The sequence below is a fragment of the Streptomyces sp. NPDC057616 genome (assembly GCF_042800575.1).
In the GTDB taxonomy this organism is placed as follows: domain Bacteria; phylum Actinomycetota; class Actinomycetes; order Streptomycetales; family Streptomycetaceae; genus Streptomyces.
Genome location: NZ_JBHVGU010000074.1, coordinates 1 through 22,564, shown reverse-complemented (window position 1 = coordinate 22,564; position 22,564 = coordinate 1). Strand labels below are relative to the sequence as shown.

Below are 22,564 nucleotides of genomic sequence, written 5' to 3'. Positions count from 1 at the left end.
ACCCGTTACGACAAACTCGCGATCGTCTATCGCTCTGCAGCCGTACTGGCGGCCGTCATCACTTGGCTACGAAGTTGAGAGACACGACCTAGGGCCCGTCGCGAAAGGCCCGTCGCCGGGCAGGCGGGACTTTCGCAACAGGCCCGAGGGCCTGTCTTTCGGATCGGCTCGGCGGCGCGGGTTCTGGCGCAAGCTCGGTGGAACGGCCCTCAGGCCCGGCCCTGGGTGCCGTGGGCGCTGCGGTCGAGGGTGCGGCGCAGGGCGCGGGTGACGATCGGGGGCAGGATGTCCGCGCCGATGCGACGGGCCCGGGAGCGGGGGCGCGGCCGGGGGCGGGCGGGCGCGGGAGCGGGGGCGGCAGCGGCGGGCCGCGGCGGCTCGGGCGCGGTGTAGTGGCGTGAGCGGGGGAAGGCCGGCGGCTGCATCCCCTTCTGCGCGCGGGTGCGGACCAGGCGGTGCCCGGCGGCGTCCTGGACGCTCAGACCGCAGTCGGGGCGCTCCCTGAGCATCGCCAGCAGCTCCTCCTGGACGGGCTCGGGGTCGTCCCAGGTGCCGTAGAGCTTCTGGGTGCTCAGGCATATCGGGCGCAGTCCGCGGTTGAGCACGGCCTCCCAGGTGGCGACCGAGACGCCCGGGGTGTGCTCGGAGCGGAAGTCGTCGAGGACGACGATGCCGCCCGGCAGCAGGAGGTCGCGGGCGGCACCGATGTCGTCGCGGACGTGCTCGTACAGGTGCGAGGCGTCGATGTGGACGAAGCGGCAGCTGTCCGCCTCGACCTCCGCGGGGATCACGGAGGTGGTGGCCTCTATCACCCTGGGCAGGGCGTCGTGGAAGGCCAGGTAGTTGCGCTCGAAGGCCTGGCGGGTGAGCGAGGAGTACGACTTGGCCGTCTCGGCCGCGTTGGCCCCGTCCGGCGCGTCGCCGCCGAAGAGGTCGCAGACGGTGAACTTCTCGCCGTCCTGCAGGTGATGGCCGAGGAGGATCGCGCTCTTGCCCATGTACGCCCCGAGCTCCACCAGGTCGCCCGTGAAGCCGCGCGTCTCCTGCCGCTCCAGGAACCAGGTGAACAGCAGCTGGTCCAGCGGCGGGAACCAGCCGGGGACGTCCTTGAGCTCGCCGGGAATCTTGTCGGTTGCTTGTGCAGTCGCCATGAAACGAGTGTGCTCACTGGGGGCCGCGGAAACTGTCGCCGGGCTGAACGTCCCGTGAACACCTCGGCCCGCCGCGGCCCCCGCGCGGTTACACCCGCAGGCCATGCAGCAGATCGGTCACCTGAGCGGGGTCCTCGGGCCCCAGGTGCCCGGCGCCGGGGATGCTGTGGACGGTGAAGCGGTTGTCCGGGGTGAGGGCGTCGGCCTCCGCGATCATGCGGTCCTGGAGCTCGGTGGCCACGGTCCGGTCCTTGCCGAAGCGCAGATAGGTGCGGGGTATGCGGCCCCAGGTGCCGGCGTGCCCGACAGCCCGGCCGTCGTACGCCGTCATCGACTCGTCCGTCTGCATGCCCTCCAGCACCCGCAGGAACCCGACGTCCGAGTACTCGGCGCAGATCATCTCCTTGAACACGGCGAGGTCGCGCCGGTCGGCGGTACGCCAGTTGAGCCGTAGCACGCCCAACTTCGCCGGATCGCCGATGAGTTGGTCCATCGGCGTGATGGCGTGCTGCCCCTCCGGCGAGGCGGCGCAGGCGTTGAGGGAGGGCATGGTGCGGCTCGGGCAGAAGGCGGCCATGTAGCAGATGTGGGCGAGGAGTTCGGGTACGGCGTTGCCGACCCTGCTGACGGAGAGGCCGCCCATGCTGTGCCCGACAAGCACCACGGGGCCGCCGAGCCGGGCGGCGCGGCGCACCGCCTGCGTGACGCGCCGCTCGAAGTCGTCCAGCGTGAGGGCGGCGACGGGTGAGGCCTCCGTGGCCAGCGAGCGCAGGTCCTGCGTCTGGTACGCCCGCGGCACGAACCGCTCGGTGCCGTGCAGGGGCTGGTCGACGGCGACGACGCGGTGACCGCGCAACGCCAGCTCGCGGCCGATCGCCGTCCAGAAGGATCCGGCGCTGTGGGTGCCGTGGACGAGGACGTAGGTACGGATGCCGTCGCCGTGGCGTCCGGCCCTGTCTGCCGCCGCGGCCTCCGGCATCCCCATGCCGGCGGCGACGGCGGCGGCCCCGGCCCCGGCCGTCAGCCGCATCGCGTGCCGGCGCGAGAGCGCCCCCGAAGTGCCCTTGTTCTCAACGGTGTTCGCGGTGCCAAGGTTCTCGTTGTCAGCCATGTCCCAGACGCTACGAAGGCCGGCGGTGCCGAGCCATGGCCCTGTGCACCCGCCGGACGGTGTACCTGTCACCACCCCCGTGCCCGTCAGGTGGACTCGCGGACCACCAGCCTGCACGGCACCGTGTGCACCCCGGGCACCGGCTCGGCGTCGATGGCCTCCAGCAGCTTCAGGGCCGCGATCCGGCCGATCTCGGCCAGGTCCATGTCGATGGTGGTGAGCGGCGGGCGGCTGGCCAGCGCCATGGTGTCCCAGTTGTCGTAGCCCACGACGGCGATCTCCCCCGGCACGTCGCGGCCGCGCTCGCGCAGGGCGTCGGCCACGCCGCGGGCGATCTGGTCGTTGCCGCAGAAGAACGCGTCGGTGTCGGCCGCCGTGCGCAGCACCGCGTCGGCGGCGCGGCGGCCCCATGCCTCGCTCCACTCGCCGAAGTGCACGCGGCCACTGGCCAGTTGGGCCCCGGCCTGGGCCAGCAGGTCGACGGCGTGGCGGGCCCGGTCGCGGGCCGCCGCGTGGTGTTCGGGTCCGGTGACGTGGGCGATGCGGGTGCGTCCGGAGGCGAGCAGGTGCTCGACGGCGAGGAGGGCGCCGCCGCGGTCGTCGGAGGCCACCGAGGTGTCGGTCGGGTCGGTGGACGGGGAGAGGGCGTAGACGATCGGTATGCCCTCGACGCCCTTGAGGGGCGGGCGCGGGTCGGTGCGGCGGCCGGTGACGATGATGCCGTCCACCCTTCGGTCCATGAGGTTGCGCAGATGGTGCTGTTCGCGGATGGTGTCGCCCCGCGTGTCGCAGAGCAGGACGGAGATCTTGCCGGCGCCGAGTGCGTCCTCGGCGCCCAGCAGCACCGGGGTGCTGAAGCGGCCGATGCCGTCGGTGGTCATCAGGCCGACGGTCCAGCTGCGGCCGGCGTGCAGGCTCTGCGCGTGCTGGTTGGGCCGGAAGCCGAGCGTCTCCACGGCGTCGAGCACCCGCTGCCGGGTCTCCGGCCGCATCCGGCCGCTGCCGCTCAGGGCCTTCGAGGCGGTGCCGACGCTGACCCCGGCGAGGGCTGCTACGTCGGCGAGCTTGGCCCGGCCGGCGGCGGGAGGTCGCGGAGCGGCTTCGGTCACGGGCAATCCTTTTCTCGCTGGCCGGGCCCGGCGGGTGCGGTCCGGCCCATGGTGGCAGGCGGCCGGGTGGAGTACCAGCCCTTGAGCAACTTGAGAAACTCGGTCAGAACCCTTGACCGGAAATCCCCGACTCCACTCTACTCTTCGGCGAGGAAAACGGTTGCGCAGAGCTTTGCCCAACCGGGGTCCGCACCTCCCGCCGTCCAGCACCCGGAGAACCATGCCCCGCGCCCGCTCCGCCCAGCCCACCCCCGCCTCCCCCAGCGGCCCGGTCCGCCCCGGCCCCGGTGCCCATGCCACCCTGCGCCCCGCCGCCGCCGAGGTGGCGGACGGTTTCTGGCACACCCGGCGCGAGGTCAACGCGCGCACCTCCATCCCGCAGGGCCCCGGACTGCTGGAGTCCGCGGGCAACCTGCACAACCTGAGGCTCGCGGCGTCCGCGCAGTCGGACGCGGCGGCCGGGGATGCGTTCCAGGGCGCCTACCCGTTCATGGACTCGGACGTCTACAAGTGGCTGGAGGCCGCGTCCTGGCAACTCGGCCAGGGCCCCTCAACGGAGCTCGAGGCCGACGTCGAGCGGATCACCGGCCTGATCGCCGCCGCCCAGCAGCCGGACGGCTATCTCAACACCTGGTTCCAGCTGGTGAAGGACGGCGAGCGCTACCAGGACCTGCGCTGGGGCCACGAGCTGTACTGCGCGGGCCATCTGATGCAGGCCGCCGTCGCGCACCACCGGGCCACGGGACGTCCTGAACTCCTCGACGTGGCACGGAAGTTCGCGGATCAGATCGACTCCGTCTTCGGGCCGCCCGGCAGCGGCCGGCAGATCGACGGCATCGACGGCCACCCCGAGGTGGAGACCGCCCTGGTCGAGCTGTACCGGGAGACCGGGGAGCGGCGCTACCTCGACCTCGCGGGCTACTTCGTCGACCGGCACGGCCACGGCCTGCTCGGCGGCGAGGCCTACTGCCAGGACCACGTCCCGGTGCGCGAGGCGACGAACGTCGAGGGCCACGCCGTACGGCAGTTGTACCTGCTGGCCGCCGCCGCGGACCTCGCCACCGAGACGGGCGAGGCCGAACTGCGCACCGCCACCGAGCGGTTGTGGCGGGCGATGACCGCCACCAAGACCCACCTCACCGGCGGCCTGGGCGCCCACCACGAGTGGGAGGACTTCGGTGACCCGTACGAACTCCCCAACGAGCGCGCCTACTGCGAGACCTGTGCCGCCATCGCCTCCGTGCAGTGGAGCTGGCGCATGGCCCTGCTCACCGGCGAGGCCCGCTACTCCGACCTGATCGAGCGCACCCTCTTCAACGGCTTCCTCGCCGGCGTCTCCCTGGACGGCGAGCGCTGGCTGTACGTGAACCCGCTCCAGGTCCGCGACGGGCACACCGACCACGGCGGCGACCAGTCGGCCCGCCGCACCCGCTGGTTCCGCTGCGCCTGCTGCCCGCCGAACGTGATGCGGCTGCTGGCCTCGCTGGAGCACTACCTCGCCACCGGCGACGGCGACGGCCTGCAGATCCACCAGTACGTCACGGGCCGCTACGTATCCGGCCCGATCGCGGTGCGCGCCGAGACGGACTACCCCTGGCACGGCACGATCGCCCTCACCGTCGAGGAGACCCTCACCGAGGGCCCCTGGACGCTCTCCCTGCGCATCCCCGAGTGGTGCCGCGAATTCCGGCTGAACTGCGGGGAGTTCACGTACGACCAGACCGACGCCCCGGTCGACGAGGGCTGGCTGCGCATCGAGCGCACCTGGGCGCCGGGCGACCAGGTCGTACTCGAACTCGGTCTGGAGCCGCGGCTCACGGCGGCCGACCCGCGCGTCGACGCGGTGCGAGGATGCGTGGCGATCGAGCGCGGGCCGCTCGTGTACTGCCTGGAGCAGGCCGACCATCCCGGCGGCGGACTCGACGACCTCGTCGTGGACACCACCCGCCCGCTCGCCGTCAAGCACCGCCCGGACCTGCTCGGCGGCGTCACGACGGTCGTGGCGGCCGGTCTGCGGCGCACGCCGTCCGAGGCGGGCTGGTGGCCGTACCGGCCGGCCGCCGACGACGCCCCCGCGGCGGGCGAGCCGGTCGAGCTCACCGCGATCCCCTACTACGCCTGGGCCAACCGGCAGGACGGCGCCATGCGCGTCTGGCTGCCCACGTCCTGACACTCCCTCACCTTCGCCCTACGACAACGAGGTCACCCCGTGATACCCACCCGCCGTAGTCTCCTGGCCGCACTCGCCGCCGTCGGCACGCTCGCCTCCCTCACCGCGTGCGGAGGCGGCTCCGACTCCTCGGGCTCCTCCTCCGGCGCGTCCTCGGGCACGTACACCTTCTGGGACCCCTATCCGCAGCTCGACGCGTCCTCGCCGTGGGGCAAGCTCGTCACCTCCTGCGGCACCAAGGCCGGGGTGAAGCTCAAGCGCACCCCGTTCGACACCACCGACCTGGGCAACAAGGCGCTGCTGGCCGCCCAGCAGGGCAACGCGCCCGACGTGATGCTCGTCGACAACCCGGTGGTCTCCACGCTGGTGGAGGCGGGGATCCTGACCAAGACCAGCGACCTGGGCCTGGACACCTCGTCCATCCAGAAGAACATCATCGGCGCGGGCACCCTCGACGGGGCGTCGTACGGGGTGCCGATCGGCGCCAACACCCTGGCCCTCTACTACAACAAGAAGGTCCTGGCAGCGGCGCACGTCGACCCGGCCTCCGTCAAGGACTGGGGCTCGCTCACGGCCGCCCTGCAGAAGGTCAAGGCGGCGGGCAGGAAGGGCATCACCTTCTCCGCCATCAACACCGAGGAGGGCAGCTTCCAGTTCCTGCCCTGGTTCTGGGGCGCGGGCGGCGATCTCACAAAGCTCGACAGCGCCAAGGGAGTTGCGGCGCTGTCGCTGTGGCAGCAGTGGGTGAAGGACGGCTACGCGCCCAAGGACGTGCTGCAGAACACGCAGACCACCGCCTGGCAGGAGTTCGCGACGGGCGACTACGCCTTCGGTGAGAACGGCACCTGGCAGCTGGGCAACGCGGACAAGGCCGGCTTCGACTACGGGGTCATCAACATCCCCGGGCAGAAGGGCGGTTCGGCGCCGGTGCCCACGGGCGGCGAGTTCGTCACCGTGCCCGTGCAGAAGGACTCGGCGCGCTACGACGTCAGCAAGAAGATCGTCACGTGTCTGACCAGCGACGCGAACCTGCTGCCCACCGACACCTCGCTGATGTACGTCGCGCCCACGGCCGCCGTACAGGCCGAGCAGGTCAAGCAGAACCCGAAGCTGAAGCCCTGGGTGGACGCGGTGGCGTCGGCGCGCGGCCGCACCAGCGGCGGTCTGGGCATCAGGTACCCGACCATCTCGCAGCCGATGTGGACGGCCGTGCAGGCTGCACTCTCGGGCAGCAAGAGTCCCCAGGACGCCCTGGACACGGCCCAGTCGAGCGCGCAGAAGGGCTAGGACCGGCATGACCGTCGCCCGGGTCGACCGTCCGCGGCGAGCATCGGCGGCCGCACGCACGAGCGCCGGCGACGCCCCGGCCCTGCGCCGCCGTCACCGGCGCAGGAGCAGGCTGACCGCACTCGCCTTCGTGACCCCCCTGCTGGCCTATCTCGCCGCCTTCTACCTCTATCCGCTCTACCGCAACCTCGATCTGAGCCTGCGCGACTACACCGTCCGCTCGTTCGTGGCCGGGGACGCGCCGTTCACCGGCTGGTCCAACTTCCAGAAGGTGCTGGACGATCCGACGTTCGGCCCGGCGATGCGGCACACGATGGTCTTCACCTTCGTGTCGATCGCCTTCCAGTACGTCATCGGGCTCGCCCTCGCCGTCTTCTTCAACCGGCACTTCAGGCTCTCGACCGTGCTGCGGGCGCTGTTCCTGATCCCGTGGCTGCTGCCGCTCATCGTGTCGGCGTCCACCTGGTCGTGGATGTTCAACAGCGAGTCGGGGGTGGTGAACTACTTCCTGCACTTCTTCGGCGCCGACCCGGTCGGCTGGCTCACCTCGCCGGACTGGGCGCTGACGTCGGTGATCGTCGCCAACATCTGGATCGGCATACCGTTCAACCTGGTCATCCTCCACAGCGGGCTGCAGAACATCCCGGCCGAGCTGTACGAGGCGGCGGCACTGGACGGCGCGAACGCCTGGCAGCAGTTCCGCCGTGTCACCTTCCCGCTGCTGCGCCCGGTGTCGGCGATCACCCTGCTCCTCGGACTCGTCTACACGCTCAAGGTGTTCGACCTGATCTGGATCATGACCAAGGGCGGGCCGGGCGACGCCTCGTCCACCCTGGCGACCTGGTCCTACCAGCTCGGCTTCGGCACGCTGCTGCCCAAGTTCGGCCCCGGGGCGGCGGTCGGCAACATCCTCATCCTCATCGCGCTCGTCTTCGGGCTGGCGTACATCCGCGTCCAGAGGAGGCAGGAGGCGTGAAGTCCCGTACGAACAAGCGCCGTTACACGGTCATCGGGATCATCCTCACCGCGCTGATGCTGTTCCCGGTGTACTGGATGCTCAACGTCTCACTCACCCCCCAGCAGAACATGCGCAAGGACCCCCCGGACCTGCTTCCGCTGCACCCCACCTTCGAGGGCTACCGGGCGGTCCTGCACGACCAGTTGCCCTACCTCGGCACCAGCCTGCTCATCGGCCTGGGCACGGTCGTGCTCACCCTGCTGCTCGCGGCCCCGGCCGGCTACTCGCTGGCGAAGCTGCGCCCGCGGGGCGGCGGCTCGCTCGGCATGGCCCTGCTGATCGCGCAGATGATCCCCGGAATCGTCATGGCGATGGGCTTCTACGGCATCTTCCTGGACCTCGGGCTGCTGGGCTCCTGGTGGGGTCTGATCATCGCGGACTCCACCATCGCCGTGCCGTTCGGCGTCATGATCTTCACGGCGTTCATGTCGGGCATCCCCGGTGAGCTGATCGCCGCGTCCCGCATCGACGGGGCCGGGACCTTCCGCACCTTCTGGTCCGTGGTGCTGCCGGTGAGCCGCAACGCGCTGGTCACCGTGTCGCTGTTCAGCTTCCTGTGGGCCTGGTCCGACTTCGTCTTCGCCAACACCCTGGACGGCGGCGGCGATCTGAGGCCGATCACCCTCGGCATCTACAAGTACATCGGCAACAACAACCAGGAGTGGAACGCGATCATGGCCACGGCGGTGGTTGCGTCCGTGCCGGCGGCGGTGCTGCTGGTTCTTGCGCAGCGGTATGTGGCGGCCGGGGTGACGGCCGGCGCCGTCAAGGACTAGGCCGTTCTTCGTCTGCCGGTTCGTCGTGGCTGGTCGCGCGGTTCGCCGCGCCCCTTTCAAGGGCGCTCTCCCCACCCACTTCCTCAACGAGAGGGTCTGTCATGGACCGTACAAGATCGGTCGTATCTGTGCGTCTCAACGCCGCCTTAGGAGCAGTTGCCCTCGTCGGAGGCGTGCTCGCCGTCGCCGCGCCCGCACAGGCAGCACCCACCGCTACGACCACCCTGGTGGTCAACGCCAACCAGACGCTGCGGCCCGTCACCCATGTGGCGACCGGAAGTCTCTACGGTCTCGCGGATGCGAGTACGCCCTCCGACGGTCTGGCCGGTGCGCTCAAGCCGAACACCTTCGTGCAAATGGCCCCAGGTGGCTCCCAGTTGCCCAACGGCGAGCCCAGGCCGGCCGGGGACGCGCTCGTGGTGGCCTCGAAGGCGGTGCGGGCCGGTGCCAAGGTGGTCGTCCGCATGCCCGACTGGTATCCGAACTTCCCGTACAGGTGGGTGAGTTGGACCGACTGGCTGGCCGCGGTGGACAAGCAGGTCGCCTCCGTGCAGTCCGCGGGCGCCTCGAACATCGCCGCGTACGAGCTGTGGAACGAGCCCGACTGGACGTGGGACGCCGCCGGCGCGGGTGCGTTCGACGCGGGCTGGACCCGCACCTGCAAGGAGGTGCGGGCCAGGGACGCCAGGACGCCCATCCAGGGGCCGAGTTACTCCGCGTGGAACCAGTCCTGGATGAGCACCTTCCTCACGGACGCCAAGGCGAGCGGCACCGTCCCGGACGTCATCGCCTGGCACGAGCTGCAGGGCAGCAAGGACATCGCCGCGCACGTGTCGGCCTACCGGGCGCTGGAGAGCAGCCTCGGGATCAGCCCGCGGCCGATCGCGATCGAGGAGTACGGCACGCCGAGCGAGATCGGTGTGCCCGGTCCGCTGGTCGGCTACGTCGCCAAGTTCGAGCGGGCGGGGGTGCACGACGCCGAACTGGCCTTCTGGAACCACTACGGCACCCTCGGCGACACCCTGACCGACACCGGCGCCTCGCCCAACGGCTCGTACTGGCTCTACAAGTGGTACGGCGACATGTCCGGGAACATGCTGGTCACCACTCCCCCGGCGCAGACCGGCATCGACGGTGCCGCCTCCCTGACGGGTGACGGCAGGCAGGTCAGCGTGATCTTCGGCGGCGGGGCCGGGTCAAGTGCGGTGCAGATCAAGGGACTCGGGTCGCTCCCGGCGTTCGGCTCCACCGTGCACGCGAAGCTGGAGTACACCCCGTCCAAGGGCCGCACGACCGCCGTGTCCGGGCCGGTCACCGTGTCGGAGGCGGACTACACGGTCGCCAACGGCTCGATCACCGTGCCGGTGACGACGAACGCCTCCGACGGCTACCACCTGGTGATCACGCCGAGCGGCGCGTCGACCTCGTCGGCGGGGACGTACCAGATCACCAACAGGAACAGCGGGCTCGCGCTGGACACCCAGGGTGCGGGGACGGCGCCGGGCACGGCGGCCGTGCAGGCGGCGCCGGGCCCGGGCACGAGCCAGTCGTGGACGCTGAGTTCGGCCGGCTCGGGCCTCTACAAGATCACGAACAGGGCGAGCGGGCTGCTGCTCGGCATCGACGGCATGGGTACGGCGGACGGCGGCAAGGCGCTGATCTGGGGCGACAACGGCACCGCCGACCACCTGTGGCAGCTCATCCCGTCCGGCGACGGCTACTACAAGATCGCCAACTACAACAGCGGGCTGCTGCTCGGGGTGGACGGCATGAGCACCTCCGCCGGCGCCCAGGTCCTTCAGTGGGACGACAACGGCACCACCGACCATCTGTGGAAGCTGACGCCGCGGTAACCCGCCGGGCACGCCTGCGGCCCGGAGCCGGTCAACTCCGGGCCGCAGGCGTACCGTCGAGCGTCGCGCGGAGGTCCGCGGCCGGGAACGGGGTGCGCTTGCTGCGCGTCAGCAACCGGTGGTGGAAGTCGTCCAGGACGGACGCGGTGCGCGCGTGCCGGTCGAGGAAGGCGGCCGTCCTCGGCGGAACCCCGTCGCGCCGCCGGCCGGTGGCCCACTCGCGTACGAAGGCCTCGCGGCCGACGTCACCGCGTACCCGGTCCAGCAGATGGTGGCGCAGCAGGTGCGTCGGGACGTAGCAGCGGTCGTAGACGAGGTGGTCCGACAGGAACTCGGCCTCCTCCGGGGAGAGTTCGAAGCGGGAGCTGAGGGCGAGGCCGAAGTCCGCGAAGTACACCTGCCTGCCGTCGGTGAGGAGGTTGCGGAAGTGGGCGTCGAAGTGGACCAGTCCCTGCGCGCTCATGAACGCCGTACCGCGGGCCAGGGCGCCCTCCATCCAGTCCAGCGCGGTCTCGGCGTCCTCGTGGTCGGCCAGCCAGGCGGCCAGCGTGTGCGGGACGTGCTCCAGGAAGAGGACGAGACTGGCCGAGGACCGGCCGACGGCCTCCAGCCGGCGCCGTACCGCCGCGGAGCCCTCCCAGTGTGCGACGGCGCCCTCGATGCCGCCGAACGCGTCGGCGAAGCCCGTGGGCGGGTGATCGGGCAGGATCCGCCAGTGGTGGAGCAGCGGAAAGCCCGGGAACCCGCCGCGCAGCACCCATCCGGTCGTCATCAGATGGGCGGCCAGCTCCCGCCAGGCGCCGAATCCGGCGGAGCCGACGCCGTACTGGTAGAACAGCGGCAGCTCGAACAGGTTCGCCGTCGACCGCATGTTGTCCGGCCGCAGTTCGAGGTCGGTCAGCGGCACCCGCTTCACGAAGACGCGCACGCCGTCCACGTCCAGCTCCGCCGCCCGGCCGCCGATCCCGGAGCCCAGTTCGGGCGCGGCGGCCACGACGTCGGCGAGCCGCCGGTCACTGACCAGCCCGAGTGCCGTCCCGGCCGTCACATGGGCGGACAGCCGGGCTGCGGGCACGGCGACGGGAGTGTGATCCATACCGGCCATCCTGCCCACCGGCGCGGCACGACGACAGCGAATATCACCCCACTCGCAGCCGTCTGTCGGAACTGCCCATCCCTACGGCAGGTCCGGGTCCGGGAAGACCCGTGCGAGGGCCGCGGTGCGGGTCTGTCGGCAGCGCTGTTCGTCGGGCCGTGGGGGTCTGCCGGTCAGGTCAGGTTCTTCAGGAGTTCCTTCGCGACCGGGGACGAGGACGCCGGGTTCTGGCCGGTGACGAGGTTGCGGTCGACGACGACCTTGGGGGCCCACGGCTCGCCGGTCTCGACCAGGACGCCGGCCTCGGTCAGGCGGTCCTGGAGCAGCCACTTGGCCTGGTCGGCGAAGCCGGACTGGGTCTCCTCGGCGTTGGTGAAGGCGGCCACCCGGTACCCGGCGAAGGAGTTCACGCCGTCCTGTTCGGCGGCCAGCAGCGCCGCCGGGCCGTGGCAGACGACACCGAGCGGCTTGCCCGACTCCAGGGTGCGGGTGAGCAGCCGGCCGGACGCGGCGTCGACGGCCAGGTCCTCCATCGGGCCGTGGCCGCCCGGGTAGTACACGGCGGCGTAGTCGTCGAGGTTCACGTCCTCCAGCCGTACGGGCCGCTGGAGTTCGGCCGCCGCGGCGAGCACGGCGGCGACCCGGTCGGCATTCTCCTGGCCGCCGTTGAACTCGGGCGCGAGGCTGGACTTGTCCACGGTGGGCACGACGCCGCCCGGGGTGGCGACGACGATCTCGTGGCCGGCCGCCTTGAACGCCTCGTAGGGGGCGACGGCCTCCTCGGCCCAGAAGCCGGTGGGGTGGAGGGTGCCGTCGGCCAGCGTCCAGTGGTCCGCTCCGGTCAGCACGAACAGGATCTTCGACATGGGGTGGGTCTCCGAGGGGTCGCGGAAGCTTGTCAGGCTTCGACCGTAGGACTCTCGTGCCATTGGAATCCAATAGGCTCGTCCATGTGAGAGATAGGAAAACCAATGGCAGGGAGGCGAGGGCCCGGGCCGGCGACACCTCCGCACTGGATCTCAATCTGCTGCGCACCTTCCTCGCCGTCTACCGGACCGGCTCCTTCACGGCCGCGGCCCGGGTGCTCGGACTGTCGCAGCCCACGGTGACCACGCAGGTGCGCGCGCTGGAGCGGCAGCTGGGCCGTGAGCTGTTCGAGCGCCAGGCCCGCGGCGTCTCCCCCGCCCCGTACGCGGACGAACTCGCCTCCCGGATCGTGCGGCCGCTGGACGCGCTCGCCGAGGTCACCCCCGGCGGGACGGGCGCCGGGCACCCGGTGGAGCCGGTGCATCTGGCCGGGCCGCACGAGTTCCTGACCCGCTCGGTGCTGCCCGGCCTGGCGCCCCTGGTGGAGCGCGGCGTACGGCTGCGCATCACCCCCGGCCTGACCGAACCGCTGCTGGAGGAGCTGCGCGCGGGCCGCCACGACCTGGTGATCGCGACCTACCGGCCACGCGGGCGCGCCCTGGCCTCCGTCCCGCTGGAGGACGAGGAGTTCGTGCTGGTCACCTCCCCCGCCCGGGCCGAGCGCCTCGGCGGTCCGGCCCGGATCGCCGCCGCCGGGCCCGCCGCCCTGCACGGCATCCCGCTGCTCGCCTACGCCGAGGACCTGCCCATCGTCCGCCGCTACTGGCGCCATGTCTTCGGGCGGCGCCTGGTGCGCCCGCCCGCGGTCACCATGCCGGACCTGAACGCGCTGCTGGCCGCGGTCGTCGGCGGCGCGGGTTTCACGGTGCTGCCCCGCTACCTGTGCGCCGGCGAGCTGGCGGCCGGCGCCCTGGTCCTGCTGCACGACCCGGACGACCCGCCCATCAACACGGCGTTCCTCGTCCAGCGCCCCGGCGCCGTCACCAACCCCCACGTCACGCTGGTGCGCGACCACCTGCTGGAGACCGCGCGGGGCGCGTGAGCGGGCCGTCAGTACTTCTTGGCGCCCGCCACGATCGCCTCGCGGATGCGGTGGTAGGTGCCGCAGCGGCAGACGTTGCGGATCTCGTCGAGGTCGGCCTCGGTGATGTCGCGGCCCTCCTCGCGGGCCTGGCGGACCTTGGCGACGGCGGCCATGATCTGGCCGGGCTGGCAGTAGCCGCACTGGGCGACGTCGTACTCGAGCCAGGCCTCCTGCATCGGGTGGAGGTCCTTGCCGACGGTGGCGGGCAGGCCCTCGATGGTCGTCACCTCGTCGGTGGGGGCGAGGTCCTTGACCGGGACGCTGCAGGGGTTGAACGCCTTGCCGTTGATATGGCTGGTGCAGGCCTGGCAGACGCCGAGCCCGCAGCCGTACTTCGGCCCGGTGACGCCGAGGACGTCCCGCAGCACCCACAGCAGCCGTACGTCGTCCTCGATGTCCACGGTCACCGGGCTGCCGTTGAGGATGAAGGTGTGTTCGGGCACGTGGGCCTCCTGGACTCCTAGTAGGCGCGGCTGAGGCCGTCGGTGGGGGACGCCGGGACCGGCGGGCTGGTGGGCAGCGGCTCGAACCCGAGTGGGCCGTCGTGGTTGATCGGGAAGGTCGTCGGCATGGTGCCGGTGGCGCGTCCGTAGGCGCAGGCCACGGCCGCCATCGCGCCTGCGACGGCGAGTTCGCCGGCGCCGCCGGGCTTCCCGCCGGTCGGCGGCATGACGACGATCTCCAGTTTTGGCGGGGTGTTCCACTGGCGGGTGTAGAAGTAGTTGTCCCAACTGCCTTCCAGGAAGTGCCCGTTGTCCAGGTGCAGTCCTGAGCTGAGGGTGATCGCGATGCCGTCCATGATGCCGCCCATCATCTGGGCCTCGAGGCCGCGTGGGTTGACGGCGAGCCCCACGTCGACGGCGCAGACGACCTTGGTGACCCGCGGTCCGGTGTAGGCGTCCGGGATCGTGCGTCCGGTGGTCTGCGGTCGGCAGTCGATCTCGGCGAGGACGGCGACGTAGCCGTGGTACTCGGGGTGCAGGGCGATCCCCTGGGCCGTCCCCGCGGGCATGTCCCGTCCCCAGCCGCCCACTTCGGCCACCTTGTCGAGGACGGCGCGGGCGCGGTCCTCCTTGAGGAAGGACCGGCGGAAGCGGTAGGGGTCCTTGCCCATCCGCCTGGCCAGCTCGTCCACCACCAGCTCCTGCGCGCACCGCACGTTGGGCGAGTAGATGTTGCGCATGGAACCGGTGTGGAAGCCCTTGTCGGTCTCGCCGAGCAGCTGGGTGACGACGCCGAAGTTGTACGGCGTCTGCTGCGTGAGCGTGAAGATCGTCTCGGAGAAGGTGAGGTCGCCGACGGGCAGTTGGGCCGCTTCGGCGGTGATGATCTCGCCGACGCCGTGGCCGAAGTCGGTGGCCACGGAGGTGTGGTGCTGCCGGTAGGTGAGGACCTGGCCGAGGGCGTAGGAGGCGCGCACGCGGGAGGTGGACATGGGGTGGGTGCGCCCGTGCCGGAAGTCGTCGGTGCGGTGCCACATCAGGCGGACCGGCTTGCCGGTCGCCTTGGAGATCTCGGCGGCCTCGGCGGCGCCGTCGTGGAAGAGCTTGCGCCCGAACGAGCCGCCGCCCTCCGTGACATGGACCTTCACCGCGGCCGTCGGGAGTCCGAGGGTGAGCGCGATCTGCTCCTGGGCGGTGATCGGGGACTTCAGGCTGGCCCAGATCTCGGCGGAGTCCTCGCGCACGTCGGCGACGGCGCAGTTGGGCTCCAGCGCGCTGTTGCTCGCGAAATGGAAGGTGAAGCGGGCGTCCACCGACTTGGTGAGCACGTCGAGCGCGGGCATCGGCAGTTCGGCCCTGCGGAGTTCGTCCGCGATGGTGTCGTCGGACTCGCCGTCCGCGGTGCCGGGGCCCCAGGTGACCTTCAGGGCGCGTACCGCGTCGATGCACTGCCCGAAGGTGCGGCCGCGGACGGCGACTTTGCCGGAGATCCGTACGACGTCGGTGATGCCGGGCATGGCCCGTACCGTGTCGAGGTTGTCGACGGAGCGGACCGTGCCGTTGATCGTCGGCGGCCGGCACACCATCGCGGGCAGCGCGTCCGGCACCTTCAGGTCCATGGCGTACTTCTTGCGCCCGGTGACCGCCTCCAGCGCGTCGACACGCCGCTGCGCGGTCCCGATGACCTTGAACTCGGAGGTGTCCTTGAGGGCGACCGACACTTGACCAGTCGTCACGGACGCGGCCTTCTCGGCCAGTTCGCCGTAGGTGAGGCTCTTTCCGCTGAGGGTGGAGGTGATGACGCCGGCCTTGGCGGTCAGGGTGTCGAGGGCCTCCCCCAGTTCGAGTGCCGCCGCGTGCAGCAGCCGGCCGCGGGCGACGGCGGCGGCCACCCGGATCGGGGTGAAGGTGGAGATGGTGGTGTTGGAGCCGCCGGTGAGCTGGTTGAACAGCAGCTCGGGGCGGGCGTCGGCGAGGGTGACCCGGACCCGGTCGAGCGGCAGGTCCAGCTCCTCGGCGACGAGCATGGCGCTGGAGGTGGTGATGCCCTGCCCGACCTCGGCCCGGGGCAGGGCGAAGTGCGCGGTGCCGTCGGGATCGAGCCGGATGGTGATCAGGTTCGCCGTGGGCAGGGTGGCATGCGTGAGCATGTCGTTGAGGTCGTAGATCTCGGCCGGTCCGGGCACCGAGGGGACCACCGCCGCGGCCGGGGTGGGGGCGACGACGGCCTCACCGATTTCGGCGGCGACGGTCAGCGTCGAGGCGGCCACCACATAGCCCAGGAAGCGCCGCCGCCCGATGCCGTCCGGGGCGGGCACGGCGTCCTGCTGCCGCGGGTGTTCAGGTGCTCCCATCAGCTGTCCTCCCAGCGCACGGCACTCGCCTTTGTGGCGGCTCCTGACTGTGCACGTCGGCGGCGTGCCGCGATAGATCTACGTTCCGCTTCCACACGGAAACGCCATAAGTCGTCCGGGGTGTGAAGCGTCTCGGCCCACGACCGGGGGAAAATCCGCATGCGCGTGCGGGCCGGGCCCTGCGATCATTCCGGAATGTCCCACCTTCTGGAACCGCTGGTCCTCCGGCACACCCACCGCATCCCTCTCCCGGCCGGCCCGTCCGGTCAAGGGGACATCGTGGCGCGGCAGTTCGACGTCGCGCTGATGTCGGTGGGCTTCAAGCTCTCGGCGGAGCTGCTGGAGCAGCTGTCGGGGCTGTCCGAGGGCACGGTCGCCGACACCGCCGTCCGCACGCTGCGCACGGTCCGCGAGATGGCCGGCGACCATGTGCGGCACAACGTCTACTTCATCGACTTCCCGGCCAACGTGCCGGACACCTTCGACTTCTGGATGCGCTGCATCGCCGAGGCGCTCGCCGACGACGCGGCCCGCCCCGGGACCGTCGCGCAGCTGCGGAGCGGTGTGGTGGACCTGCTCACGCTGCCGTCCTACGGCAACTACCGGCACACGTACGCCGAGATGCTGGCCGCGCACGGCGAACTGATCGCGGCGGCGGGCGACCGCACGACCGTGCTGCACCTGGGCGGCAAGGCGGAGGACGAGATCGGCGCGCTCTATCTGGCGCTGGCCGGCAGCGCCACGCCGCTGGGCGAGGAGCACCTGGGCGACCTCAGGACGCTCGCCGGGCACTGCGTCGACGGGCCGCAGCCCGAGGAGATCCCGGTCCGGGAGAACCGCGCGGTGGTGAACGAGGCCCGGCTGCGGGCCGGCGCCGGGCTGCTCCTGGACACCGTCACCGACGTGCTGCGCCTGGCGTGCGCCCTGTCGGACGGCGACGTGACGCTGCAGACCGCCACCCGGTTCAGGGGGCTGTCGCGGCCCGTGCGCCGCACGCTGCTCGCGGGCCTGGACGCGGTCGTCGCGGCGTCCCCGGCCAAGCTCGCCGACGTCAACGCGTGGCGGGAGGACTTCAAGCGCCTGGGCGAGCGGCTGCACCCGCACGAGTACCCCCAGTGGCCGCACGCCGCCGAGGTGTTCGCCGTCGCCCGGGGCGAGGTCAAGGCCCGCTCCTTCGACAGCCGCGTCGAGGAACTCCTCGCCACGCACGACGTGACGGGTGCGGCACGGCTGCTCACGTCCGCGCCGGGCAAGCTGTTCCGCTCGCTGGACCGGCTGCTGCGGATGGCGCTGACGCAGGACGAGCGCGAGGCCGTGGTGGCCGCCGCCGAACGGGTCGTGCCCGAGGTGTCCGGCCGCGTCGTGCTGTCGGTGCGCGAGCACCTGCACAACCGGGCCGAAGCCACCGGCGAGCAGCGGGTGTTCGTCAACCGGCTCGGCCGCGCCTGGGTCGCCGCGGACGAACGGCCGCCCGTGCTGCCGGCGGAGCGGAAGCGGCTGATCGCTGCGCTGGACGCCGAGATCCGGCGCCGACTCCCTTCCCCGGAGCGGGTGTTGGTCGACCCGGACGTCCTGGACGTCGCGCTGCCGCTCAGCGGCAAGGCGACCGCGGCGGGTCTCGGGGTGCTGCCCCGCGGCTCCGTCTCCCCCGTCGAGGGCGAGCTGCTGCGGTTCTTCGTGTACTGGAAGGAGTCCCGGCAGCGCACGGACTTCGACCTCTCGGCGCTGATGCTCGACGAGCGGTACCGGACGCTCGCCTGGCTGTCCTACACCGCGCTCACCCAGCTCGAGGGCGAGCACTCCGGCGACATCACCGAAGCACCCGACGGCGCCTCGGAGTTCATCAACCTGCGCCTGGGTGCCGTACGCGGCACGTACATCGTGCCGCAGGTCAACATCTTCGCGGGCGAGGGCTTCGAGGAGGTCGAGGAGTCCTTCTTCGGCTTCATGCTGCGCGAGGCCGAGCAGCAGGGACGGCCGTTCGAGCCGGCCACCGTGCGCATGAAGTCGGAGCTGCGCGGACCGGGCCGGGTCGCCCTGCCGCTCGCGTTCCGGCGTGACCGGGACGGCGGTTGGACCGCCAAGTGGCTGCACCTGTACCTGAAGGGGACGCCGTCGGCCAACCGTGTCGAGGGCAACCGTGTGACGGTGGCGACGCTGCTGCGCGGCATCGTCGAGCGCGAGCACCTCACGGTCCGCCACGTCACCGGCCTGATGGCCGGGGGCGAGCGCCCGACGGAGGTGACGGTGTGGGACCGCGAGACCCTTCCGGCGGGTCCCGTCACCTACATCGGCCTGGAGCGTCCCGACGGACTGCACCCGGACTCCCGCGTCATCACCCCGGAAAATCTACGCGACTTGATCCCGGAGTGACTGTTAGGGTTGCCGCAGGCGAGGCCATGGACGGACTTCCTTCTCACACTCCTGAAACTAGTCCGTTCGCTCTCCTCGCCACCTGCTTCGGGCAAGGGCCCTCGCGTCTCGTCACGCGAGGGCCCTTCGCGCTGCCGTGAGCGCCTGCTCGGCATAGCCGCGGCCGAAGAGCACGGCGTGCACCAGCAGGGGAAAGAGCTGGTGCAGCCCGATCCGGTCCGTCCATCCGTCGGCGAGCGGGGCCGCCTGCCGGTAGCCGTCGAGGATCTCGTCCAGGTGCGGGCAGCCGAAGAGGTGGAGCATCGCGAGGTCGGTCTCCCGGTGTCCGCCGTGCGCGGCCGGGTCGATCAGCCAGACGTCGCCGTCGGCGCCCCACAGCACGTTGCCGCTCCACAGGTCGCCGTGCAGCCGGGCGGGCGGCTCGGCGGGCCCGGCCAGTTCGGGCAGCCGCTCGCAGACGCGCTCGACCGCGGCCGTCTCGCCGGGACGGATCGTGCCCCGGTCGACCGCGGCGCGCAGATACGGCAGCACGCGGTGCTCGGCGTACCAGTCGGGCCAGTCGGCGCCGGTGACGTTCCGCATCGGGGCGAGTCCGATGTACGCCTCGACGAGCCCGCCGGGCGGCGGCGCACCGAACGCGGGGGCGCCCGCGGCATGCAGCGCGGCCAGCCCGCGCCCGAACTCGCGCGCCGCCCGGGCCGACGGCCGGCCCTGCGGGACCAGGTCGGTCACCAGCCAACGCGCCTCGTGGCCATGGACCTTGGGGACGCGGACCGTGCCCGCCTCGGCCAGCCAGCGCAGTCCCGCCGCCTCGGCCTGCGCCGCTCCCGATTCGTCCCCCCGCTTGACCATCACCGACTGCCCGCCGTCGAGGCCGACTTCGGCGAGCGACCCACCGCGGGGGTGTTCGCCGCGCACGGGACGGCCGGTGATCCGGGCGGCGGCCGCGGCGGGTCCGTCGTCACCGATGGCTGCCCGCCCGGCGGCGGCTCCTCTCACTCGTTCCTCCTCCTACGAAAACGGCATCGGCGACGGCATTTGCGATGGCACCGGCCGGCCTCGGCGCGGCGGTCAGCCAGGGCGCCCCTGATCGACACCACCGCTGCCGCCGGCGCCCTCGTCACCGTCACCGTCACCGTCGTCATCGCCGCCGTCTCCGCTGTCGTCGTGCGCGGCGTACGGATGCACGTGCCCCTCGTCTCCGAAGGGGATGAACCAGTCCTGGACGAGGCCCTTGGCGGCGCCGTTCGTGGCCGGGCCGTAGAGCCACTCGTGGTCCAGGTCCTCACCCACGCCGTCGGCGAAGACCTGGAGCGCCGTCTCGACCTCTTCGCTCAGCAGCTCGTACAGGTCGGCCGTCGCCTCGGCCTGGCCGACGAGGAACTTGAGCAGCAGTTCCTCGGCCACGCAGCTCAGCCGGCCGAAGTGCGGCTGGGTGAGGCGGCCGGTCAGGGCCACGGCCGTGACGGTCAGCCGGCGCGCGAACAGGACCGAGTACTGCTGGGCGAACTGCCGGGGCAGCTCGTCGAGGATCATGAACGGCGCGTCGGTGTCCGCGACGGTGGGCCCCTCCTCCTCCAGACCGGCCAGGTCGGTGAAGAGCTCGTCGACCAGAAGATCGATGGCGTACACGACGGCGCCGGCCGCGATCTCGGCCGCCTCGCGGCTGACGATCCGTTTCTCCTCGTCGTCGGAGTGACCGAAGGAGGTGGGCGGGAAGGCCTGCAGGCTGGGCGCGAGGCAGCGGAGCTTGCGCCGCATGTCCGCGACGTCGGTGTCGTCGCGGCGGCCGGTGTCGCCGGAGGGTCTGCCCGCCGCGTGTCTGCGGGCGCGTTCGGCGGGGTCCGCGGGCGGCGCGTCGGGGCCGTCGGCCGCGTCGAGACTCTCCTGGAGCACCTCGGGGGCGAGCTCCACGCCGCAGCGGGTGATCTCCCACGCGGCCAGCGGTTCCGACCGCTCCAGCAGTTCGGCGACGACCTCCCGCGCGGCGTCCTCGGCGAACTCCAGCGCGGGAGCGTCGACGTAGAGCTTGAGCCGGGCCCCCTGGGGATGGACGGTGATGACGTCGTCCACCAGGTCGACCTCCATCCCGTCGGGCCCCTCGATCGCGGCGATCGAGTCGAGGCCCTTGCGCAGCAGGAAGACCACGCCCTCCCGCTGAAGAACGTCGAGCTCAGGGCCGCCCTCGGGCAGCTCCACGTCCACCGTCACCGCGTACGTCACACGATCATGGTGCCCGAGGGAGGCCATCTGGGGGGACGGAACCGGAAGGAACCCGTCTTTGGGGGCGAACCCCGAAAGCCGCAGGAATCCCTCCTCCACCTTGCCTCGAACTCTCGCTTTGCATGACCATGCGAGATGATGCATACTCTTCCTATGTCCAAGGTCCTCACCTCCCTTCCCGCCGGCGAGCGCGTCGGCATCGCCTTCTCGGGCGGCCTCGACACGTCCGTCGCGGTCGCGTGGATGCGCGACAAGGGCGCCGTCCCGTGCACCTACACCGCCGACATCGGTCAGTACGACGAGCCCGACATCGCCTCGGTGCCCGGCCGTGCGAAGACCTACGGCGCCGAGATCGCGCGTCTGGTCGACTGCCGTGCGGCGCTGGTCGAGGAGGGCCTGGCCGCGCTCACCTGCGGCGCGTTCCACATCCGCTCGGGCGGACGGGCGTACTTCAACACCACGCCGCTCGGCCGGGCCGTGACCGGCACCCTGCTGGTCCGCGCGATGCTCGAGGACGACGTCCAGATCTGGGGCGACGGCTCGACCTTCAAGGGCAACGACATCGAGCGGTTCTACCGCTACGGCCTCCTCGCCAACCCGCACCTGCGGATCTACAAGCCGTGGCTGGACGCGGACTTCGTGACCGAGCTCGGCGGCCGCAAGGAGATGTCGGAGTGGCTGGTCGCCCACGGCCTGCCCTACCGGGACAGCACGGAGAAGGCGTACTCCACCGACGCCAACATCTGGGGCGCCACCCACGAGGCCAAGACCCTGGAGCACCTGGACACCGGCGTCGAGACCGTGGAGCCCATCATGGGCGTCCGGTTCTGGGACCCGTCGATCGAGATCGCCGCCGAGGACGTGACCATCGGCTTCGACCAGGGCCGCCCGGTGACGATCAACGGCAAGGAGTTCGCCTGCCCCGTCGACCTGGTGATGGAGGCCAACGCCATCGGCGGCCGCCACGGCCTGGGCATGTCCGACCAGATCGAGAACCGGATCATCGAGGCCAAGAGCCGCGGCATCTACGAGGCCCCGGGCATGGCCCTGCTGCACGCCGCGTACGAGCGCCTGGTCAACGCGATCCACAACGAGGACACCCTCGCCCAGTACCACAGCGAGGGACGGCGGCTCGGCCGGCTCATGTACGAGGGCCGCTGGCTCGACCCGCAGGCGCTGATGATCCGCGAGTCGCTGCAGCGCTGGGTCGGCGCGGCCGTCACCGGTGAGGTGACGCTGCGGCTGCGGCGCGGCGAGGACTACTCGATCCTCGACACCACGGGCCCGGCCTTCAGCTACCACCCGGACAAGCTGTCGATGGAGCGCACCGAGGACTCCGCGTTCGGCCCGGTGGACCGGATCGGCCAGCTCACCATGCGCAACCTCGACATCGCCGACTCCCGCGCCAAGCTGGAGCAGTACGTCGGGCTCGGCCTGATCGGCACCGGCAGCCCCACCATCGGCGCCTCCCAGGCCGCCGCGACCGGGCTGATCGGCACCATGCCGGAGCTGCCCGAGGGCGGCGCCGAGGCCATCGCCTCCCGCGGCGAGGTCTCCGAGGAGGACGCGCTGCTGGACCGCGCGGCGATGGAGGCCGGTACGGACTGACCCCGAGGAGACTCCCCGGGAGCGGAACGCACTTCCGGAAG

17 protein-coding genes are annotated in these 22,564 nt (G+C 71.5%); 8 read left to right on the top strand and 9 right to left on the bottom strand.

What is annotated here, in order from left to right; translation table 11 throughout:
- Positions 1–209: 209 nt before the first annotated feature.
- From ACFU97_RS45040 to ACFU97_RS45030, 3 genes are all read right to left on the bottom strand, one after another.
- Positions 210–1,151, bottom strand: a complete 942-nt coding sequence (locus tag ACFU97_RS45040; protein WP_384268858.1) for a class I SAM-dependent methyltransferase — start codon at positions 1,149–1,151, stop codon at positions 210–212.
- 88 nt (positions 1,152–1,239) lie between these two features.
- The gene (locus ACFU97_RS45035) at positions 1,240–2,262 is read right to left on the bottom strand and encodes an alpha/beta hydrolase (protein WP_384268856.1); all 1,023 of its coding nucleotides are present in this window, start codon (positions 2,260–2,262) and stop codon (positions 1,240–1,242) included.
- Between the two features lie 86 nt (positions 2,263–2,348).
- Positions 2,349–3,371, bottom strand: coding sequence for a LacI family DNA-binding transcriptional regulator (locus ACFU97_RS45030; protein ID WP_384268855.1), 1,023 nt, complete (start codon positions 3,369–3,371; stop codon positions 2,349–2,351).
- 220 nt (positions 3,372–3,591) lie between these two features.
- Here ACFU97_RS45030 and ACFU97_RS45025 point away from each other — a divergent pair, with 220 nt between their 5' ends.
- From ACFU97_RS45025 to ACFU97_RS45005, 5 genes are all read left to right on the top strand, one after another.
- A complete protein-coding gene (locus ACFU97_RS45025; RefSeq protein WP_384268852.1) occupies positions 3,592–5,541 on the top strand; it encodes a glycoside hydrolase family 127 protein in 1,950 nt (649 codons plus the stop codon).
- Positions 5,542–5,580: 39 nt separating this feature from the next.
- Complete coding sequence (locus ACFU97_RS45020) at positions 5,581–6,828, top strand: extracellular solute-binding protein (RefSeq protein WP_384268849.1); 1,248 nt, start codon at positions 5,581–5,583, stop codon at positions 6,826–6,828.
- Positions 6,829–6,835: 7 nt separating this feature from the next.
- Positions 6,836–7,804: a carbohydrate ABC transporter permease gene (locus ACFU97_RS45015; RefSeq protein WP_384268847.1), complete on the top strand. Its 969-nt coding sequence runs from the start codon at positions 6,836–6,838 to the stop codon at positions 7,802–7,804.
- Positions 7,801–8,622 carry a carbohydrate ABC transporter permease gene (locus ACFU97_RS45010; protein ID WP_384268846.1) on the top strand — a complete coding sequence of 274 codons (822 nt, stop codon included), beginning with the start codon at positions 7,801–7,803 and terminating at the stop codon, positions 8,620–8,622. Before ACFU97_RS45015 ends, ACFU97_RS45010 begins: the two co-directional genes overlap by 4 nt.
- A gap of 101 nt (positions 8,623–8,723) precedes the next feature.
- A complete protein-coding gene (locus ACFU97_RS45005; RefSeq protein ID WP_384268843.1) occupies positions 8,724–10,475 on the top strand; it encodes an RICIN domain-containing protein in 1,752 nt (583 codons plus the stop codon).
- Between the two features lie 31 nt (positions 10,476–10,506).
- On the opposite strand, the gene ACFU97_RS45000 is transcribed toward ACFU97_RS45005, so the two are convergent.
- Complete coding sequence (locus tag ACFU97_RS45000) at positions 10,507–11,571, bottom strand: protein kinase family protein (protein ID WP_384268840.1); 1,065 nt, start codon at positions 11,569–11,571, stop codon at positions 10,507–10,509.
- Between the two features lie 173 nt (positions 11,572–11,744).
- Positions 11,745–12,437 (bottom strand): type 1 glutamine amidotransferase domain-containing protein, encoded by a 693-nt coding sequence (locus ACFU97_RS44995; RefSeq protein WP_384268838.1) that lies wholly within the window; start codon positions 12,435–12,437, stop codon positions 11,745–11,747.
- 86 nt (positions 12,438–12,523) lie between these two features.
- On the opposite strand from ACFU97_RS44995, the gene ACFU97_RS44990 reads away from it, so the two are divergent.
- Positions 12,524–13,480 carry a LysR family transcriptional regulator gene (locus ACFU97_RS44990; protein WP_384268836.1) on the top strand — a complete coding sequence of 319 codons (957 nt, stop codon included), beginning with the start codon at positions 12,524–12,526 and terminating at the stop codon, positions 13,478–13,480.
- 8 nt (positions 13,481–13,488) lie between these two features.
- Here the strand turns inward: ACFU97_RS44990 and ACFU97_RS44985 are convergent, their stop codons facing one another.
- A complete protein-coding gene (locus ACFU97_RS44985) occupies positions 13,489–13,965 on the bottom strand; it encodes a (2Fe-2S)-binding protein (protein ID WP_384268834.1) in 477 nt (158 codons plus the stop codon).
- A gap of 17 nt (positions 13,966–13,982) precedes the next feature.
- On the bottom strand, positions 13,983–16,319 hold the full coding sequence (locus ACFU97_RS44980; protein WP_384268831.1) for a molybdopterin cofactor-binding domain-containing protein: 2,337 nt from the start codon (positions 16,317–16,319) through the stop codon (positions 13,983–13,985).
- A 195-nt stretch (positions 16,320–16,514) separates the two neighbouring features.
- Here ACFU97_RS44980 and ACFU97_RS44975 point away from each other — a divergent pair, with 195 nt between their 5' ends.
- Positions 16,515–18,692: a hypothetical protein gene (locus tag ACFU97_RS44975; protein ID WP_384268829.1), complete on the top strand. Its 2,178-nt coding sequence runs from the start codon at positions 16,515–16,517 to the stop codon at positions 18,690–18,692.
- A gap of 111 nt (positions 18,693–18,803) precedes the next feature.
- Here ACFU97_RS44975 and ACFU97_RS44970 read toward each other — a convergent pair whose 3' ends face one another.
- Both ACFU97_RS44970 and ACFU97_RS44965 read right to left on the bottom strand, forming a co-directional pair.
- Complete coding sequence (locus ACFU97_RS44970; RefSeq protein ID WP_384268827.1) at positions 18,804–19,691, bottom strand: fructosamine kinase family protein; 888 nt, start codon at positions 19,689–19,691, stop codon at positions 18,804–18,806.
- A 72-nt stretch (positions 19,692–19,763) separates the two neighbouring features.
- On the bottom strand, positions 19,764–20,915 hold the full coding sequence (locus tag ACFU97_RS44965; protein WP_384268824.1) for a hypothetical protein: 1,152 nt from the start codon (positions 20,913–20,915) through the stop codon (positions 19,764–19,766).
- A 153-nt stretch (positions 20,916–21,068) separates the two neighbouring features.
- Between ACFU97_RS44965 and argG the strand changes: the two genes are divergently transcribed.
- Positions 21,069–22,523, top strand: coding sequence for an argininosuccinate synthase (gene argG / locus ACFU97_RS44960; RefSeq protein ID WP_384268822.1), 1,455 nt, complete (start codon positions 21,069–21,071; stop codon positions 22,521–22,523).
- Positions 22,524–22,564 lie beyond the last annotated feature (41 nt).

What these genes read in the sequence shown, in the direction of transcription:
- ACFU97_RS45025 (WP_384268852.1), top strand. Translation starts at nt 3,592, where the DNA reads ATGCCCCGCGCCCGCTCCGCCCAGCCCACCCCCGCCTCCCCCAGCGGC.
- ACFU97_RS45000 (WP_384268840.1), bottom strand. Translation starts at nt 11,571, where the DNA reads ATGGATCACACTCCCGTCGCCGTGCCCGCAGCCCGGCTGTCCGCCCAT.
- ACFU97_RS45035 (WP_384268856.1), bottom strand. Translation starts at nt 2,262, where the DNA reads ATGGCTGACAACGAGAACCTTGGCACCGCGAACACCGTTGAGAACAAG.
- ACFU97_RS45040 (WP_384268858.1), bottom strand. Translation starts at nt 1,151, where the DNA reads ATGGCGACTGCACAAGCAACCGACAAGATTCCCGGCGAGCTCAAGGAC.
- argG (WP_384268822.1), top strand. Translation starts at nt 21,069, where the DNA reads ATGTCCAAGGTCCTCACCTCCCTTCCCGCCGGCGAGCGCGTCGGCATC.
- ACFU97_RS45005 (WP_384268843.1), top strand. Translation starts at nt 8,724, where the DNA reads ATGGACCGTACAAGATCGGTCGTATCTGTGCGTCTCAACGCCGCCTTA.
- ACFU97_RS44975 (WP_384268829.1), top strand. Translation starts at nt 16,515, where the DNA reads ATGTCCCACCTTCTGGAACCGCTGGTCCTCCGGCACACCCACCGCATC.
- ACFU97_RS45015 (WP_384268847.1), top strand. Translation starts at nt 6,836, where the DNA reads ATGACCGTCGCCCGGGTCGACCGTCCGCGGCGAGCATCGGCGGCCGCA.
- ACFU97_RS44980 (WP_384268831.1), bottom strand. Translation starts at nt 16,319, where the DNA reads ATGGGAGCACCTGAACACCCGCGGCAGCAGGACGCCGTGCCCGCCCCG.
- ACFU97_RS44995 (WP_384268838.1), bottom strand. Translation starts at nt 12,437, where the DNA reads ATGTCGAAGATCCTGTTCGTGCTGACCGGAGCGGACCACTGGACGCTG.